Origin of the sequence: Pelagibacterium halotolerans, from assembly GCF_044811015.1 — a bacterium.
GTDB lineage: Bacteria > Pseudomonadota > Alphaproteobacteria > Rhizobiales > Devosiaceae > Pelagibacterium > Pelagibacterium halotolerans_A.
This window is the reverse complement of record NZ_CP085243.1, coordinates 2,690,138-2,706,004: the sequence shown is the minus strand read 5'-3', so window position 1 is coordinate 2,706,004 and position 15,867 is coordinate 2,690,138. Positions and strand designations below refer to the sequence as shown.

Genomic DNA, 15,867 nt, shown 5'->3' with positions numbered 1-15,867 from the left:
GTAATCCTCCCTAATGCGCGACGGCGGCGGCCGCCGCTTCGTCGATCAGCCGGCCGGTCTTGAACCGTTCGAGCGTGAACGGAGCGTTGATCGGATGCGGTTCGTCGCGCGCGATGGTGTAGGCAAAGACATGCGCCGCCCCTGGCGTGGCCTTGAAGCCGCCCGTGCCCCAGCCGCAGTTGACATAAAGCCCGGGCACCGGCGTCTTGCCGATGATCGCCGAGCGGTCGGGCGTTACATCGACGATGCCACCCCATTTGCGCAGCATGCGCATGCGCGTGAAGATCGGGAACACTTCGCAGATCGCCGCAACCGTGTGCTCGATGAGCGGCAACCCGCCACGCTGGCTGTAGGAGACGTACTGGTCGGTGCCCGAGCCGATGACGAGTTCGCCCTTGTCCGACTGCGAAATGTAGGCGTGCACCGTGTTCGACATAACAACGCAAGGGAAGATCGGCTTGACCGGCTCGGAGACCAGTGCCTGCAGCGGATAGCTCTCGAGCGGCAGGCGCACGCCCGCCGTATCCATCACCACCGACGTGCTGCCCGCAGCCGAAACCGCAACTTTCTTTGCCTTGATGAAGCCCTTGCCGGTATCGACCCCGATGACCTTACCCGAAGTGTCGCGGCGGATTGCGATGACGGGGCAGTTCTGGATGATATCCACGCCAAGCGCCGCCGCGGCACGGGCGTACCCCCAGGCCACCGCGTCGTGCCGGGCCGTGCCGCCGCGCCGCTGCAGGGCCGCGCCCATCACCGGATAGCGCGCATCGGGCGCAATATTGAGCGGCGGGCAGATTTCCTTGGCCTCTTCGGGCGTCAGCCATTCGTTGTCGACGCCGTTGAGGCGGTTGGCGTGGATGTGGCGCTTGAAGCTCTGCACGTCATGAACGTTATGCGCCAGCATCATCACGCCACGCTGGGAGAACATGACGTTGTAGTTGAGCTCCTGGGACATCTCCTCCCAGAGCTTGACAGCGTGGTCGTAGAGCCTGGCGCTCTCGTCATAGAGATAGTTGGACCGGATGATCGTCGTGTTACGGCCAGTATTACCGCCGCCCAGCCAGCCCTTCTCGATCACCGCGACGTTGCGGATGCCGTGTTCCTTCGCCAGGTAATACGCCGCGCCCAGGCCGTGAGCGCCGGCGCCGACGATGATCGCGTCGTACTCCGCCTTCGGCTCGGCATCCGGCCATTGCGGCTTCCAGTTCTTGTGCCCGGTGAGTGAATTGGCGAGCAGCGACGCAAAAGAGAAGCGAGACATCGCTTTCCCCCCTTATCTTATGGATTGCCGGCATCATCGCGACGATGCCGCTCACTGGACAGGATATTTGCGTCAAAGGCGTCGCAGCGGAACGACACCGCCATCCGGACGGGAATCGCGGGATGCGTTCAGGTGCGCAGGAGAGGCCGGAGCGGGAATATTCGCTCGAATGCTGTGTCAGGCGTACCGCAATTCCGGCGTCGGAAGAACGTGAATGGAACCGGGAAGTACCTCGAGGGCGTCGAGCTTTTTGCCGGCGGCGACCCGGATCTCATGCGGCGTGCAGCCGAACCGGCGCCGGAACATGCGGCTCAGGTGAGACGAGTCGCAAAAGCCGCAATCCACCGCGATGGTGGCTATGGATTTCTCGCTGGCCTCGACCAGATGCCGCGCTAGCGTCAGCCTGACGTCGAGAAAAGCGGCCTGTGGGGAGGTGTTGAGCGCCGACCGGAAATGCCGCTCCAGCTGGCGCTTGCTCTTGCCCATCCTGCTTGCAATGGCAGCCACCGATAGCGGGGTATCGATGTTCTGCTGCATGATGAGCAGCGCCCGTTGTACCATGGGGTCCTTGGTCCTGAGATCGATCGGCACGCCAGGCTGCGGCTTTTCGGCGCGCAGGGCGTCGTCGATGATCATGATGTGCAGGCTCTTGCTCGCCTGCGAGCGCCCGACGTGCTTTTCGACCAGATAGGCCGCAAGGTGGGCCGAACTCGCGCCCCCCGAGCAGGTGAGGCGGTTCCGATCTACAACGAATATCTGATCGGAAACCGGATCGAGACCGTCGAACTGTTCCAGAAAATCATGGTGATGGAACCAGCTCACGCAGCATTTGTATCCATCGAGCAGACCGGCTGTGTGCAGATTGAAGACGCCGGTACAAACCCCGACCAGTGGCACACCTGCAGCAGCGGCATTGCGAAGATACTGCGTATATGCCGGGCTGAAATTGTCGATTTCGTCGACGAGGCCACCGATGACGACGATGTAGTCGAACTTGGTGGGATCGCCCAGCCTTTCGTTCGGCTGCACGGTGACCCCGCAACTCGACGGCACGGCGTTCATGGTGTCCGAGAGAACCGTCCAGCGGCACATGATCTGTCGGCTTCTATCGCCCTCGTCCGCGGCCAGCCGCAGCACGTCGACAAAATTGGCGAAGGCGCACAAGGTAAAGCGCTTGGCCAGTATAAACCCGACCGAAAGCCGCGGTTCTTGCGACCGCGATTTCGATCCGCCTGCCAGGTTCGCTTGCGAACGTGAAGACGCATCACCCCGAGAGATTTCCATCGCCCTTCTCCCGATGACGACTTCTCTTATGAAAATGTCGTAGCGATAATCTGCGTTTGACGCAATCGTTCTTTTCACCCCGCTAAACTGTCGCAATATTTCCGGTCATCCGCGGGAGACCCAGTTTTCTTACTGGGGTTAGGGAGCGCGTCGGGGGCGAGGCTGCGGCGTTGCATCGTACTTCTGATGGTCTTGGGAGTCCGGCACATCGACCGGTTGCGACACCGGTCGATGCTGAAAAGGAGTGGAAGATGAAAGTCTTGGTGCCAGTAAAACGCGTTGTCGATTTCAACGTCAAAATCCGTGTCAAACCAGACGGATCGGGCGTCGATCTTGCAAACGTCAAGATGTCGATGAACCCCTTCGACGAAATCGCCGTGGAAGAGGCGATCCGCCTCAAGGAAGCCGGCAAGGCTGAGGAAATCGTCGTCGTCACCATTGGGCCGGCGCAGGCGCAAGACGTACTGCGAACCGCTCTCGCAATGGGCGCCGACCGCGCCATCCTGATCGCGGTTGATGGCGCCGTTGAGCCGTTGGCGGTCGCAAAGCTCCTTAAAGGCGTGGTCGAAGCCGAGGCGCCGCAACTGGTCTTTCTGGGCAAGCAGGCGATCGATGACGATTGTAACCAGACCGGCCAGATGCTTTCGGCGCTCTTGGGCTGGTCACAGGCGACATTCGCCTCCAACGTCGAAATCGAGAACGGCAGCGCAAAAGTTACCCGCGAGGTCGATGGCGGGCTTGAGGTCGTCGAGGTGAGATTGCCCACGGTGGTCACCGTCGATCTGCGCCTCAACACGCCGCGCTTCGCTTCCCTTCCCAACATCATGAAAGCCAAGAAAAAGCCGCTCGAGGAAAAGAGCCCCAGCGATTACGGCGTCGAGGTGGCGCCAAGGCTCAAGGTGCTCGGCACCGAGGAACCCGCCGCCCGCAAAGGCGGCATCACGGTGGGCAGCGTCGGCGAACTCGTCGACAAGCTCCGAAACGAGGCGGGCGTCCTTTAATATTGGTTGGAGATCCAAGTCATGGCCATTCTTCTTTTCGCTGAACACGACAACACTGCACTCTCCGATCAGACCGCTCGCACCCTGACCGCTGCGGCCAAGATCGGCGCGGAGATCGATATCCTCGTCGCGGGTAACGCTGCCAAGGGTGTGGCAGAAGCGGCTGCCCGGCTTGCCGGCGTGCGCAAGGTGCTGCTCGCTGAAAGCGAAGCGCTTACGCACCGGCTCGCCGAACCCACGGCCGACCTGTTGGTGTCGCTCGCCGGAAACTACGACACCATCATCGCACCGGCGACCACCACCGGAAAGAACGTCCTGCCGCGCGTCGCTGCCTTGCTCGACGTGATGCAGATCTCCGAGATCATCGAGGTCGTCGCCCCCGATACCTTCAAGCGGCCCATTTACGCGGGCAATGCCGTCCAGACCGTCCAAACGACGGATACGACGAAGGTGATTACGGTACGGACCGCCGGCTTCGCTCCTGCGGCCAGCCAGGATGCCGGCGCCGCGATCGAGGAGGTCGCTCAAGCCGCAGATTCCGGACTGTCACGCTTTGTCGAAAACAGGTTCTCGGTCAGTGAACGCCCCGAATTGAGTTCGGCACGCATCGTCATCTCCGGCGGCCGGGCGCTGGGGTCGGAAGAAAAATTCCGCGAAATCATCCTGCCCCTCGCCGACAAATTGGGCGCCGCCGTTGGCGCATCCCGCGCGGCGGTCGATGCGGGCTATGCGCCCAACGATTGGCAGGTCGGACAGACCGGCAAGATCGTTGCACCCGATCTCTACATCGCCTGCGGCATTTCCGGCGCCATCCAGCATGTGGCTGGCATGAAGGATGCCAAGGTGATCGTCGCGATCAACAAGGATGCCGAAGCGCCGATCTTCCAGCTCGCCGATTACGGACTGGTCGGAGACATCTTCGAGCTGCTCCCCGAGTTGGAACGCCAGCTTTGATCGGCACACGTCACGAGAGGGAATGGGGGCGACCTATGAGCGAGAATTCTTACATCCTGAAACTGGCCTGCGACGACCAGCCGGGTATCGTCGCGGCGGTCACCACGGCACTGGCCTCGCGGGGGGCGAACATCGTGGAATCGAACCAGTTCTGGGACCGCCAGACCAACCAGTTCTTTTTGCGCATCTCGTTCAGCACGCCAAGCGAGGTGAGCCGGGACACGCTGGAGCTCGCCCTCAAGCCGTCCGTCGACCGCTTCGATATGAAGGTCAAGGTCGAGGACTTGTCCCGGCGGCCCAAGATCATCATCATGGTCTCGAAGTTCGACCATGCCATGCTGCATCTTCTCTACCAGATCAAAGCCGGCTGGCTGAACGCGGAGGTCGTCGCGATCGTCTCGAACCACGAAGACGCCCGCTCCATCGCCGATCATGAAGCCATTCCATACTACCACTGGAAAGTCACCAAGGAGAACAAGCCCGAGCAGGAAGCGAGGCTGCTCGATCTGGTCCGTGACACCGGCGCGGAACTGGTCGTCCTGGCCCGTTACATGCAAGTGCTTTCCAACGACTTGTCCAGCCGCCTCTTCGGCATGGTGATCAACATCCACCATTCGTTCCTGCCGAGCTTCAAGGGCGCCAAGCCCTATCATCAAGCGCATGAACGCGGGGTGAAGCTGATCGGGGCGACGGCGCACTACGTCACGCCCGACCTCGATGAGGGGCCGATCATCGAGCAGGAAACCGAGCGCGTCAGCCACGCCTACACCTCGGAGGATTTCGTGGCGAGCGGCCGGGATATCGAGTCGCGCGTGCTGGCCCGGGCCGTGAAGTATCACCTCGAAGGCCGCGTCATGCTTAACAAGCACCGCACCGTGGTGTTCACGCCCTAGCTCCGCGGATCATCCCTGCCCCAAAATCCCCACGTGACAGAAACGTCGCGCGTTCAGGAGACAGACCGATGAGTGCAAGGATCATCGACGGCAAGGCCTATGCGGCAAGCCTGGGTGAGCGGATCACCGGCGCTCTAGCACCTTTCGTCGAGAAAACGGGACGGCGGCCCGGCCTTGCCGTCGTTCTGGTCGGCGCCGACCCGGCGAGCGAGGTTTATGTACGCTCCAAGGCAAAAATGGCCAAACAGCTGGGCATGGAGAGCTTCGAGCACGTGCTCCCGGAAACGGCAACCCAGGAGGAGCTTCTTGGGCTCATTGCCGATCTCAATGCGGATGAAGCGGTGGACGGCATCCTCGTGCAACTTCCTCTTCCGGGGCATCTGGACGCGTCTTCGGTCATCTCGGCGATCGAACCCGCCAAGGATGTGGATGGGTTGCACCCCATAAATGCGGGCCTCCTGGCCTCCGGATTGCCAGGGCTGGTATCCTGCACGCCGCTGGGATGCCTCATGCTCATCAAATCGGCGCGTGAAACGCTTTCCGGCGCCGAAGCCATCGTCGTCGGCCGCTCCATTCTTGTGGGCAAACCCATGGCGCAATTGCTGCTCGCCGAAAACGCCACCGTGACGATTGCCCATTCGCGCACGCGCGACCTCGCCTCCAGGGTCCGGCAGGCCGACATTGTCGTGGCCGCCGTCGGGCAGGCCGAGATGATCAAGGGCGACTGGGTCAAACCCGGCGCGACCGTTATCGATGTCGGCACAAGCCGATTGCTGCGCGACGGCAAGAAGACGCTTGTGGGCGACGTCGAATTCGACCGCGCCGCGAAACAGGCCGGAGCGATAACACCCGTGCCCGGTGGCGTGGGGCCCATGACCATCATGAGCCTGATGCACAATGCACTGGTCGCGGCGTACCAGCGCAAGGGGTTCCCTGCGCCGGCGCTGTGGTAGGGGCGGCTATGAGCGCCTCCCTGCTTTGGACCTCGCCTTCCGGCGCCTGCGTTGCGGCAAATGCGGCGCCGCGCCGCGCGCCGCATTCGGACATCTTTGCGACCCGCATGTCGCAGGCATGCAAGCGTGCCGCGGATGCCTTCCACTATGATCTCGCCACTGACACCAGGAGGAATAACAATGTCTGCGTTTCCGGATAAGGCGAGGGTCGTCATCGTCGGGCTCGGCGGTATCGTGGGGGCGTCCGTCGCCCACCACCTGATCGCGCGCGGCTGGGACAATATCGTCGGCATCGACAAGTCCGGCATTCCGACCGACATCGGATCGACGGCGCACGCCTCGGATTTCTGCTATGCGACCAGCCACGACTACCTGACGACGTGGACCACGCTCTATTCCATCGATTTCTTCGAAAAGATGGGCCACTACTCGCGCATCGGCGGTATCGAGGTCGCGCGGGTGGATGACGACGCGCGCATGGACGAACTCAAACGCAAGGTCGCTTCGGGCAAGGCCTTCGGCAGCCGGGCGCGGCTGATGGACCCGGCCGAGATCAAGGAAAAATTCCCGCTGATCGAGGAAAGTCTGGTTCAGGGCGGGCTTTGGGACCCCGATGCCGGCCTCGTCATTCCGCGTTCGCAGACCGTGGCCGGCAAGCTCGTCGATCAGGGCGTCGCCGATGGCAAGCTGCAGGTCTTCGCCAACACCTCCGCGACAAAGCTGATTATCGAGGACGGGCGCATTGCGGGCGTTGAGACCTCCCGCGGCACAATTATGGCCGACTATGTCGTTGTCTGCACCGGCCTCTGGGGGCGCCTCATCGCCGAAATGGCGGGCGAGGACCTTCCTGTCTTCCCGGTCGATCATCCGCTGACCTTCTTCGGGCCGTACAACGAATTCGAGGGCACCGGCAAGGACATCGGCTGGCCGCTGCTGCGCGACCAGGGCAACTCCGCCTATATGCGCGACACCGGCGACCCCAAGACCACCGAAGGCGGTCAGATCGAATGGGGCTATTACGAGGAGCACAACCCGCGCCTCGTGCACCCGCGCGACCTGCTCGAGAAGGAACAGGCCCGCCTTTCCCCCTCCCAGCGCGATCTTGAAATGGAACAGGTCCTCGACCCCCTGGAGCGGGCCATCGAATTGACCCCGATCCTGGGCGAGTTGGGCTACAACGAAGGCCATTCCTTCAATGGCCTCTTGCAGACGACCACCGACGGCGGCCCCTCCATCGGCGAAAGCCAGAAGGTGCGAGGCTTGTGGTACGCCGTAGGCATCTGGGTCAAGGACGGCCCGGGCATGGGCAAGCTCGTGGCCGATTGGATGACGGACGGCCGCACCGCAATCGACCACGCCAGCATCGACTACGCCCGGTTCAATCCGTTCCAGCTCGAGGCAAATTATATCGAGGAGCGCTGCATCGAAACGGCGTCCAAGATCTACAATCCGCCGGTCCACCCGCGCGAGCCTTTCGCCGGCGGCCGGGGCATCCGCAAGTCGCCTTTCTATGAACGCGAGAAAGAGCTTGGCGGCTATTTCATGGAGCTGGGCGGCTGGGAGCGCGCCCATGGCTATGCCGCCAACGAGCACCTTCTTGAAAAGTTCGGCGACCGCATACCGGTGCGGGAGAACGAATGGGACAACCGCCATTTCTGGCGCGTCTCCAACGCCGAGCACCTGGAACTGAGCGAGAATTGCGGCATCATCAATCTCTCGCACTTCCACATTACCGATATCGAAGGCCCCGATCACGTGGCGCTGCTTGAATGGCTCTGCGCCGCGAAAATTGGTGGGGACGCCAATATCGGCAAGGGGATTTACACCCACTTCCTCGACGATGAGGGCAATGTGCGGGCCGACTTTACCGTGATCCGCATGGCCGATCGCTGCCGCCTCGTCAACGGGGCGGATGCCGGCCCGCGCGACCTCAACTACATGCGCCGCGTCGCCCAGGACAAGGGCTTCGACGTCACCATCACCGACGTTGCCGAGAAATACGTCACCATCGGCATCTGGGGGCCGAACGCGCGGATCAACCTGCAAAAGGTCGTCGAGGATCCCGACATGCTGTCGGTCGAAAACTTCCCCTTCGCGGCCATCCGGCCCGTCAAGATTGCGGGCAAGGACGTCACGGCCTTCCGCATTTCCTATGTGGGCGAACAGGGCTGGGAATTACACATGGCCTATGAAGACGGCCTTGCCGTCTGGGATGCATTGCGCTCGACGGGCGTGATCGCGGTCGGCGTCGAAACCTATGCAAACTCGCGCCGTCTGGAAAAGAGCCTGAGGCTGCAGAACGCCGATCTGCTCACCCATTACAACCTGCTCGAAGCGGATCTGGCGCGCCCGAAGGTCAAAGAGGCCGACTTCCGGGGCAAGGCCAAGCACCTCGAATATCGCGCGCGCGACCATCAGCCTGCCATGCTCTGCACGCTCGTGATGACCGACAACATCGATAGCAACGGTGTCGCACGCTATCCGGTCGGCATCATGCCGGTGCTCGATCCCGAGACGGGTGAAACCCTTGTCGATGAGTTGGGCCGGCGCTCCTACACCACTTCGGTGGTCTACGGGCCAACGATCGGCAAGAACATCGCCTTGGCGTACCTTCCCTGGTCCTATTGCCAGGAAGGGCGAAAACTCACTGTCGAATACTTCGGGGAGACCTATCCGGTCGAAGTCGCGGGCGTAGGCTATAAACCGCTCTACGACCCCGAGAACCTCAAGCCCAGAAGCTGATTTCCGATAAAACGGCCTTCAGGGCCTCCGTTCCAGCAGGGACGGAGGCCTAATCCCGCGACAACAAAGCTTAGAGCAAGATGGCGATTGAACGAAACGTCGTCTTACTCTAGACGCATTTCGTTGGCACGGCCCTTCGGGTCTCACACTCCCTGTGTCCTGATCGCCATTTTGAAGCGGCGCAGGGCGCGAGGAGTGCGAGACCCGAAGGGCCGTGCCAACGAAATGCGGGGCCAGACATATCTGCGACCCGGCAAGGCGCTGTCTCGAAAAGTCCGCCCCTATGTCGCATTCCTCCTATTTGACATCTACTGCCCAGGAGTACGCCTTTACGATCCAGCAATTGACTGGGCACTGCAGTAGCTGTCGGCAACCTCACAAGTGGTAGCTCAAATGGACTCCGTGGCCTCCAAAAAGCAATTGTTTGTTTTTTACCTGCTGCCGGAATTTACGCTTTTGGCGTTTTCCTCCGCTATTGAAGCGCTCCGTCTGGCGAACATGGTCCTCGGCTTTGAGGCCTATAGGTGGCGGCTGGCCTCGCACGATGGAGGCGAAGTCTGCGCAAGCTCCGGCGTTCCGATCCGGACCGAAAGCTCTGTCGCCGCCGAACGTCAAGCCGCCTCGCGCCAGGGCCGGCCCTCAATGGTTGTCGTCTGCGGGGGGCTCAATATCCAGAACCATTCCAGCAAGACGCTTGAATCGTGGCTGCGCGAATGCCGGCAGAACAAAATTGCGATTGCCGGCCTGTGTACCGGGGCGCATGTGCTGGCGCAGGCCAGGCTTCTCAACGACAAGAAATGCGTCATCCATTGGGAGAACGTCCCCAGCTTCGTCGAGCGGTTTGGAAGCACTTCGGTGCGGACGGGGCTGTTCGCCATCGACGGCAATATCCACACCTGCGCGGGGGGTGCCGCCGCTTTCGACATGATGCTGCATATCATCCGCCGGGATTTCGGAGAGGACGTTGTCACCGGCGTTTGCGAGCGGGCTATTGTCGACCGCATGCGCAATTCGGACGACCGCCAGCGGCTTCCGTTCTCGCCGCGGGTCGAGGAACATCACCCGGCTCTGACCAAGCTGATCGAACGGATGCAGGAAACCCTCGCCGAACCGGTCTCGGTTGACGAACTGATGGCCGATCTGGGGCTCACGCGCCGGCAGGTCGAAAGGTTGTTCCGCAATGCGCTGCGCAACTCGCCGGCGCGTTATTATATGAAATTGCGGCTCGAGCGCGCGCGCCTTCTTCTGCAGCAGACCTCGACGCCCATCGTGGAGGTCGCGTTTGCGAGCGGATTTTCCTCGGCGTCGCATTTCTCCAAGGCGTATCGCGACGCCTATGGCTGCTCCCCGCACGAAGTCCGCAAGGTCAACCGTACACTTTTTCCAAACGCGGAAATCGCGCTTGGCAGCGACCTCTACCGCCTGAGCGAAACGGCGGTCGCATACCAGTCGTGAGGCTGGCCGGTAGCCCTATGAACCTGATGGTCAACGACGGTCGCGAGACCGTGCCGGCCTGACGTTTTTCGCCCCGCCGGGACCGTCCGTTCGCGCGGCGAAAACAATTGGCGTTTTACTCCACGCTGATGTCGCAAAAATGTAATCGTGTCGCTTTCGGTGCTGCTAATATTGCCGTGTTCAAAGGGAAGAATTTCCGCGCATCCCGGAGCAAGCGCGCGTTTGCAGAAGCTGATAGGTCTTTGTGAACACAAGCGTTTTGAGTGTCCATGGAGTCAAGCGGCGGTGTCGGGGAAGGATCGGCCTTTGGATAAAAGCCTAATCGGTTGTGGTCACGGACGACCCATGACAAATGTCGTGGGAGCGGCACGACAAATGGATGATGGCGCATTCTTTTGCACGTCCACGGAGGGGACAGAACATGGATGCTCGTAGCGAAATGCTCGATCTGATCCGTACACGAAAGTACGGGTACTCTCTGCCGCAACCGTTCTATACCGATCCTGACTTCTTCAAGATCGATATGGAACTGGTGTGGTACCGCGAATGGCTGTTCGTGGGCCATAATTGTGAAATCCCGAGGCCCGGCAACTATTTCACCGTGCAGATCGGAGCATACCCTGTCGTCATCGTCCGCGACCGCAGCGGTGAGATCAGGGCGTTTCACAATTCCTGCCGCCACCGTGGCAGCCGCGTGTGCACGCAAGCCAAGGGCACGTCCGCCAAGCTGGTCTGCCCATACCACCAATGGACATACGATCTGGACGGAAAACTGGTGTTTGCGCGCCAGATGGCCGACGATTTCGATCCCGCCGCCCATTCGCTCAAGCCCGTCGCTTGCGAGAATGTCGCCGGATACATCTTCATCTGTCTTTCGAACGAACCCGCCGACTTCCAGGCATTCCGGGACCTGATGGAGCCCTATTTCGCTCCGCACAATCTTAGTGATGCCAAAGTGGCCCATGAGGCGACCATCATCGAGCAGGGTAACTGGAAGCTCGTATGGGAGAACAACCGCGAATGCTATCATTGCGCCGCCAATCATCCCGAGCTCTGCAAGACCTATCCCGAGGCGCCCAACGTCACCGGCGTGAGCGGCGGGGCCGATGATCCGGAAATGACCGCGCATTGGGAGAAGTGCGAGGCTGCCGGGCTACCCGCCCGTTTCCATATGCACGAGAGCGGACAGTTCCGGGCAATCCGGGCACCGCTCCTGCACAACGCGGTAAGCTATACGATGAACGGGCAGCCTGCCGTCCGGCGCAACCTCACCGACATCGATACCGACCGCATCGGCGCCTTGATGCTCTTCAACTACCCCTCGACCTGGAACCATGTCCTCAAGGATCATGCGGTGACCTTCCGGGTGACCCCGATCAGCGCCACCGAGACCGCGGTCACGACCAAGTGGCTGGTGCACAAGAACGCTGTCGAAGGGGTCGATTACGACGTCGAAAACCTGACCCACGTCTGGAACCACACCAACGATCAGGACCGCCAGATCGTCGAAGAGAACGCCCGGGGCATTCTTTCGCCGGCATACGAGCCCGGACCCTATTCGGAGGTTCATGAGGGCGGCGTCATGCAGTTCGTCGAATGGTACGCGGCATTCATGGAGCCGCGTCTGTCGGGCAAAAGCTCAAGCGTACATCTGAAGGAAATCGCTTAAAGTGGACGGTTTGAATACAACGACCGATACAGGTCTGTACCGGCATCTCGATGAGATGGAGCCGTGGAGCGATCGCCTTCAGGTTCTGGAGGTGGTCAGAATTTCCGACGAGGCGCCGGAGGTAAAGACTTTTACGTTCCGGTCCGACGCGCAAACCTGGTTCCGGTACAAGCCGGGCCAGTTCATTACGCTGGAACTTCCCTGCGAGGATGAACCGCTCCTTCGCACCTATACCATATCGTCCTCCCCCTCGCGCCCGTTCCTGATGTCCGTGACGGTGAAAGCGCAGCCGGACAGCATCGGCACGCGCTGGATGTTCGAAAACCTCGAGCCCGGCAGCCTGATCAGGGCGTACGGGCCGGCGGGGAACTTTACCCACTACGAGCACCCCGCCTCCAAATACCTCTTCATTTCGGCAGGGTCCGGCATCACGCCGATGATGTCCATGACGCGCTGGTTCTGCGACTGCGCGCCCAATACCGACATCGCCTTCATCAACTGCGCCCGGACCCCCGAGGACCTGATCTTCCGTCAGGAACTCGAACTGCTCAGCTACTACATGCCGGGCCTGCAACTGAACTTCATCGTGCAGGAGCGGTCGCGGAACAGGAACTGGTCCGGCCATATGGGCCGTATCGATGCGGCGCGCCTCAATCTTCTGGTTCCGGACGTGCACGAACGCGAAGTGTTCTGCTGCGGCCCGGAGCCGTTCATGAAGCTTGTGCGCGACCTGCTGCGCGACGCCGGCTTCGACATGACCTATTACCATCAGGAGAGTTTCGGCAAGGTACCGGACGAAGTGCCCTCGGACGCCGAAGAGGCGCGGCTCGCGATCGTGGAGGAAAGCGAGAAGACCGAAGGCGAGACATATCCGATCACCTTCGCACTCTCGGAAGTCGAGGGCGAGTGTCTGGCCGGGCAGACAGTATTGCAAGCGGCCCGCGCGGCAGGTGTGCGCATTCCGGCAGCCTGCGAGTCCGGCCTATGCGGCACCTGCAAGACGCTCAAGCTGTCGGGTGAGGTCGAGATGAACCACAACGGGGGGATTCTCGATGAGGAAATTGAGGATGGATACATCCTTGCCTGTTGTTCGACGCCGTTGGGCAAAGTCGAGGTCGAAGCCTAGGGTCAGGCCCTAGTGCCCCGCTTCGTCCAGATTGACAGGCGTCAGCCTGGCGATTTGGACGAAGGTAAAGGGGCCACGGCCAAAAACGAGTGGGGCGTTTCTCATGATGAGCTGTCGATTAACGTGAAGCGCCTCGCTAGAGTATTTTCGGCAAAAGCAGAAATTCTCTAAGGTCTAACCCCTTAACTACGCACTCACGATGGAGACGAAATGGATCTGCCCGAACGCGAAAGCATGGAGTTCGACGTTGTGATCGTCGGGGCCGGGCCGGCGGGCTTGTCTGCGGCGATCCGGCTCAAACAGGTCGATCCCGGGCTCTCGGTCGTCGTTCTTGAAAAAGGCGCGGAAGTCGGTGCGCATATCGTCTCGGGCGCCGTCATGGATCCGGTCGGGATCGACCGGCTCCTGCCCGGATGGCGGGACGAGGACGATCACCCCTTCAAAGTGCCGGTCACCGACGATCAGTTCCTTGTTCTCGGCAAGTCGGCATCCTTCCGGGTTCCGCATTTTCTGATGCCGCCGCTTATGAACAACGCGGGCAACTACATCGTCTCGCTCGGCAATGTCTGCCGCTGGCTGGCCACAAAGGCCGAAGAACTCGGCGTCGAGATTTATCCCGGCTTCGCAGCAAGCGAAGTGCTTTATAACGACGCCGGCGCGGTGATCGGGGTCGCAACCGGAGACATGGGTGTCGGCAAGGACGGGCAGCCCGGGCCGGGCTATACCCGCGGCATGGCGCTCTTAGGCAAATATGTGCTTATCGGGGAAGGCGTGCGCGGTTCGCTCGCCAAGCAGCTCATCGCCCGTTTCGGTCTCGACAAGGATCGCGAACCGCAAAAGTTCGGAATCGGGTTCAAGGAAATCTGGGAGGTGCAACCCGAGCACCACAAACCCGGTCTCGTGCAGCACTCCTTCGGCTGGCCGCTTGACATGAAGACCGGCGGCGGCTCGTTCCTCTATCATCTGGACGACAACACCGTCGCCGTGGGCTTCGTCGTCCATCTCAATTACAAAAACCCCTACCTCTTCCCATTCGAAGAATTCCAGCGGTTCAAGACGCACCCGGCCATCCGGAAGACCTTCGAGGGCGGAAAGCGCCTCTCCTATGGCGCGCGCGCCATCAGCGAAGGCGGCTACCAGTCGGTGCCCAAGCTCTCTTTCCCCGGCGGCGCGCTGATCGGCTGTTCGGCGGGCTTGGTCAACGTGCCACGCATCAAGGGCAGTCATAACGCCATCCTCTCTGGCATGCTGGCGGCCGAAAAGATCGCCGAAGCCATCGCCGATGGCCGGGCAAACGACGAACCGGCCACGATCGAAGAGGGCTGGCGCGACGGCCCGATCGGGGCGGACTTAAGGAAGGTCCGCAACGTTAAGCCGCTCTGGAGTCGATTCGGTACCATACTGGGGGTCGGCCTGGGCGGGCTCGACATGTGGACAAACCAGCTTTTCGGCGTTTCGCTTTTCGGCACGCTCAAACACGGCAAAACCGACGCGGCTGCCCTCGAACCGGCATCCGGGCACAGCAAGATCGAATACCCCAAGCCGGACGGCGTTCTGACCTTCGACAGGCTGTCGTCCGTCTATCTATCGAATACCAATCACGACGAGGATCAGCCGGTTCATCTGCACGTGTCCGATCCTGCGCTGCAGCAATCCTCCGAGCACGACGTCTATGACGGCCCCTCGGCCCGGTATTGCCCGGCCGGCGTTTACGAATGGGTCGAAGAGGAAGGCGAGCCGCGCTACGTGATCAACGCCCAGAACTGCGTCCACTGCAAGACCTGCGACATCAAGGACCCGAACCAGAACATAAACTGGGTGCCGCCCCAAGGCGGCGAGGGCCCGGTCTATATGAACATGTAGCGGCAATTTGATATCGCCTCAGAGCCCTGCCTTGCCCGTTGAAACTGGGTCCTCGGCCAGTGTCACTCTGCAGCTTGCGAGGACAGGTCGAGAATAGCCGGCGAATGACCCACGGCGTCGAGGAACGTCAAAAGGTCGTCCCGCCGGATGGACGTCGTCGCCGCGTTCGTCAGCGGATGAGCGTTGATGACATCGTGCTCAAGCAGCGCCTTGTCCACAACCACACTCACTTTGCCCTCGGTATCGTTGATCGCCCCAAACACCGTCACCGCGCCCGGCGTAACGCCAAGATATTCGAGAAGCTTTTCCGGCTTGCCGAAAGAAACACGCGAGGCCGCGCCAATGACATGATGGACCTGCTTAAGATCGACAGTCGCCGTTTCCTCGAGCGTGAGAAGGAAATAGCGATCTTTCTTGTCCTTGACGAAGAGGTTCTTGGTATGCCCCCCGGCGATCTGCCCTCGGAGCTTCTGGGACTCTTCGACGGTAAAAAGCGGCGGATGGGAGGTCGTTTCCACCTCGATGTTCAAATCGGCAAGCATTTGAAAAAGATCGTCGGGTGCTTTGTACATCGTCTGTCCTCTGTGCCCGGGTTACCACCTTTTAGCGGCACGGGCACCTGCGTGTGAAGAGCAATACAGACGTGTTCCGTGCGACAAACCG

The 15,867-nt window shown here is 61.0% G+C and carries 12 protein-coding genes; 9 read left to right on the top strand and 3 right to left on the bottom strand.

Annotated features, from left to right (window positions below; translation table 11 throughout):
* Positions 1-10: 10 nt before the first annotated feature.
* On the bottom strand, positions 11-1,264 hold the full coding sequence (locus tag LG281_RS13195) for a sarcosine oxidase subunit beta family protein (RefSeq protein ID WP_404401412.1): 1,254 nt from the start codon (positions 1,262-1,264) through the stop codon (positions 11-13).
* A 177-nt stretch (positions 1,265-1,441) separates the two neighbouring features.
* Positions 1,442-2,548: a GlxA family transcriptional regulator gene (locus tag LG281_RS13190; protein WP_404401410.1), complete on the bottom strand. Its 1,107-nt coding sequence runs from the start codon at positions 2,546-2,548 to the stop codon at positions 1,442-1,444.
* 251 nt (positions 2,549-2,799) lie between these two features.
* On the opposite strand from LG281_RS13190, the gene LG281_RS13185 reads away from it, so the two are divergent.
* The 9 genes from LG281_RS13185 (at position 2,800) to LG281_RS13145 (ending at position 15,204) form a co-directional block, all read left to right on the top strand.
* Positions 2,800-3,549 carry an electron transfer flavoprotein subunit beta/FixA family protein gene (locus LG281_RS13185; protein WP_404401408.1) on the top strand — a complete coding sequence of 250 codons (750 nt, stop codon included), beginning with the start codon at positions 2,800-2,802 and terminating at the stop codon, positions 3,547-3,549.
* Between the two features lie 21 nt (positions 3,550-3,570).
* Positions 3,571-4,503 (top strand): electron transfer flavoprotein subunit alpha/FixB family protein, encoded by a 933-nt coding sequence (locus LG281_RS13180; RefSeq protein ID WP_404401406.1) that lies wholly within the window; start codon positions 3,571-3,573, stop codon positions 4,501-4,503.
* Positions 4,504-4,538: 35 nt separating this feature from the next.
* Entirely contained in the window at positions 4,539-5,396 is an 858-nt protein-coding gene (gene purU / locus LG281_RS13175) for a formyltetrahydrofolate deformylase (RefSeq protein WP_404401404.1), read from the top strand.
* 68 nt (positions 5,397-5,464) lie between these two features.
* Positions 5,465-6,349: a bifunctional methylenetetrahydrofolate dehydrogenase/methenyltetrahydrofolate cyclohydrolase FolD gene (gene folD / locus LG281_RS13170; protein ID WP_404401402.1), complete on the top strand. Its 885-nt coding sequence runs from the start codon at positions 5,465-5,467 to the stop codon at positions 6,347-6,349.
* Positions 6,350-6,529: 180 nt separating this feature from the next.
* Positions 6,530-9,091: an FAD-dependent oxidoreductase gene (locus LG281_RS13165; protein ID WP_404401400.1), complete on the top strand. Its 2,562-nt coding sequence runs from the start codon at positions 6,530-6,532 to the stop codon at positions 9,089-9,091.
* 393 nt (positions 9,092-9,484) lie between these two features.
* Entirely contained in the window at positions 9,485-10,546 is a 1,062-nt protein-coding gene (locus tag LG281_RS13160; RefSeq protein ID WP_404401398.1) for a GlxA family transcriptional regulator, read from the top strand.
* A 421-nt stretch (positions 10,547-10,967) separates the two neighbouring features.
* Positions 10,968-12,215 (top strand): aromatic ring-hydroxylating dioxygenase subunit alpha, encoded by a 1,248-nt coding sequence (locus LG281_RS13155; protein ID WP_404401396.1) that lies wholly within the window; start codon positions 10,968-10,970, stop codon positions 12,213-12,215.
* Positions 12,216-12,225: 10 nt separating this feature from the next.
* Positions 12,226-13,341, top strand: coding sequence for a 2Fe-2S iron-sulfur cluster-binding protein (locus LG281_RS13150; protein WP_404406747.1), 1,116 nt, complete (start codon positions 12,226-12,228; stop codon positions 13,339-13,341).
* Positions 13,342-13,551: 210 nt separating this feature from the next.
* On the top strand, positions 13,552-15,204 hold the full coding sequence (locus LG281_RS13145) for a 4Fe-4S dicluster domain-containing protein (RefSeq protein WP_404401394.1): 1,653 nt from the start codon (positions 13,552-13,554) through the stop codon (positions 15,202-15,204).
* A gap of 62 nt (positions 15,205-15,266) precedes the next feature.
* On the opposite strand, the gene LG281_RS13140 is transcribed toward LG281_RS13145, so the two are convergent.
* Positions 15,267-15,776 carry a prolyl-tRNA synthetase associated domain-containing protein gene (locus LG281_RS13140; protein ID WP_404401392.1) on the bottom strand — a complete coding sequence of 170 codons (510 nt, stop codon included), beginning with the start codon at positions 15,774-15,776 and terminating at the stop codon, positions 15,267-15,269.
* Positions 15,777-15,867 lie beyond the last annotated feature (91 nt).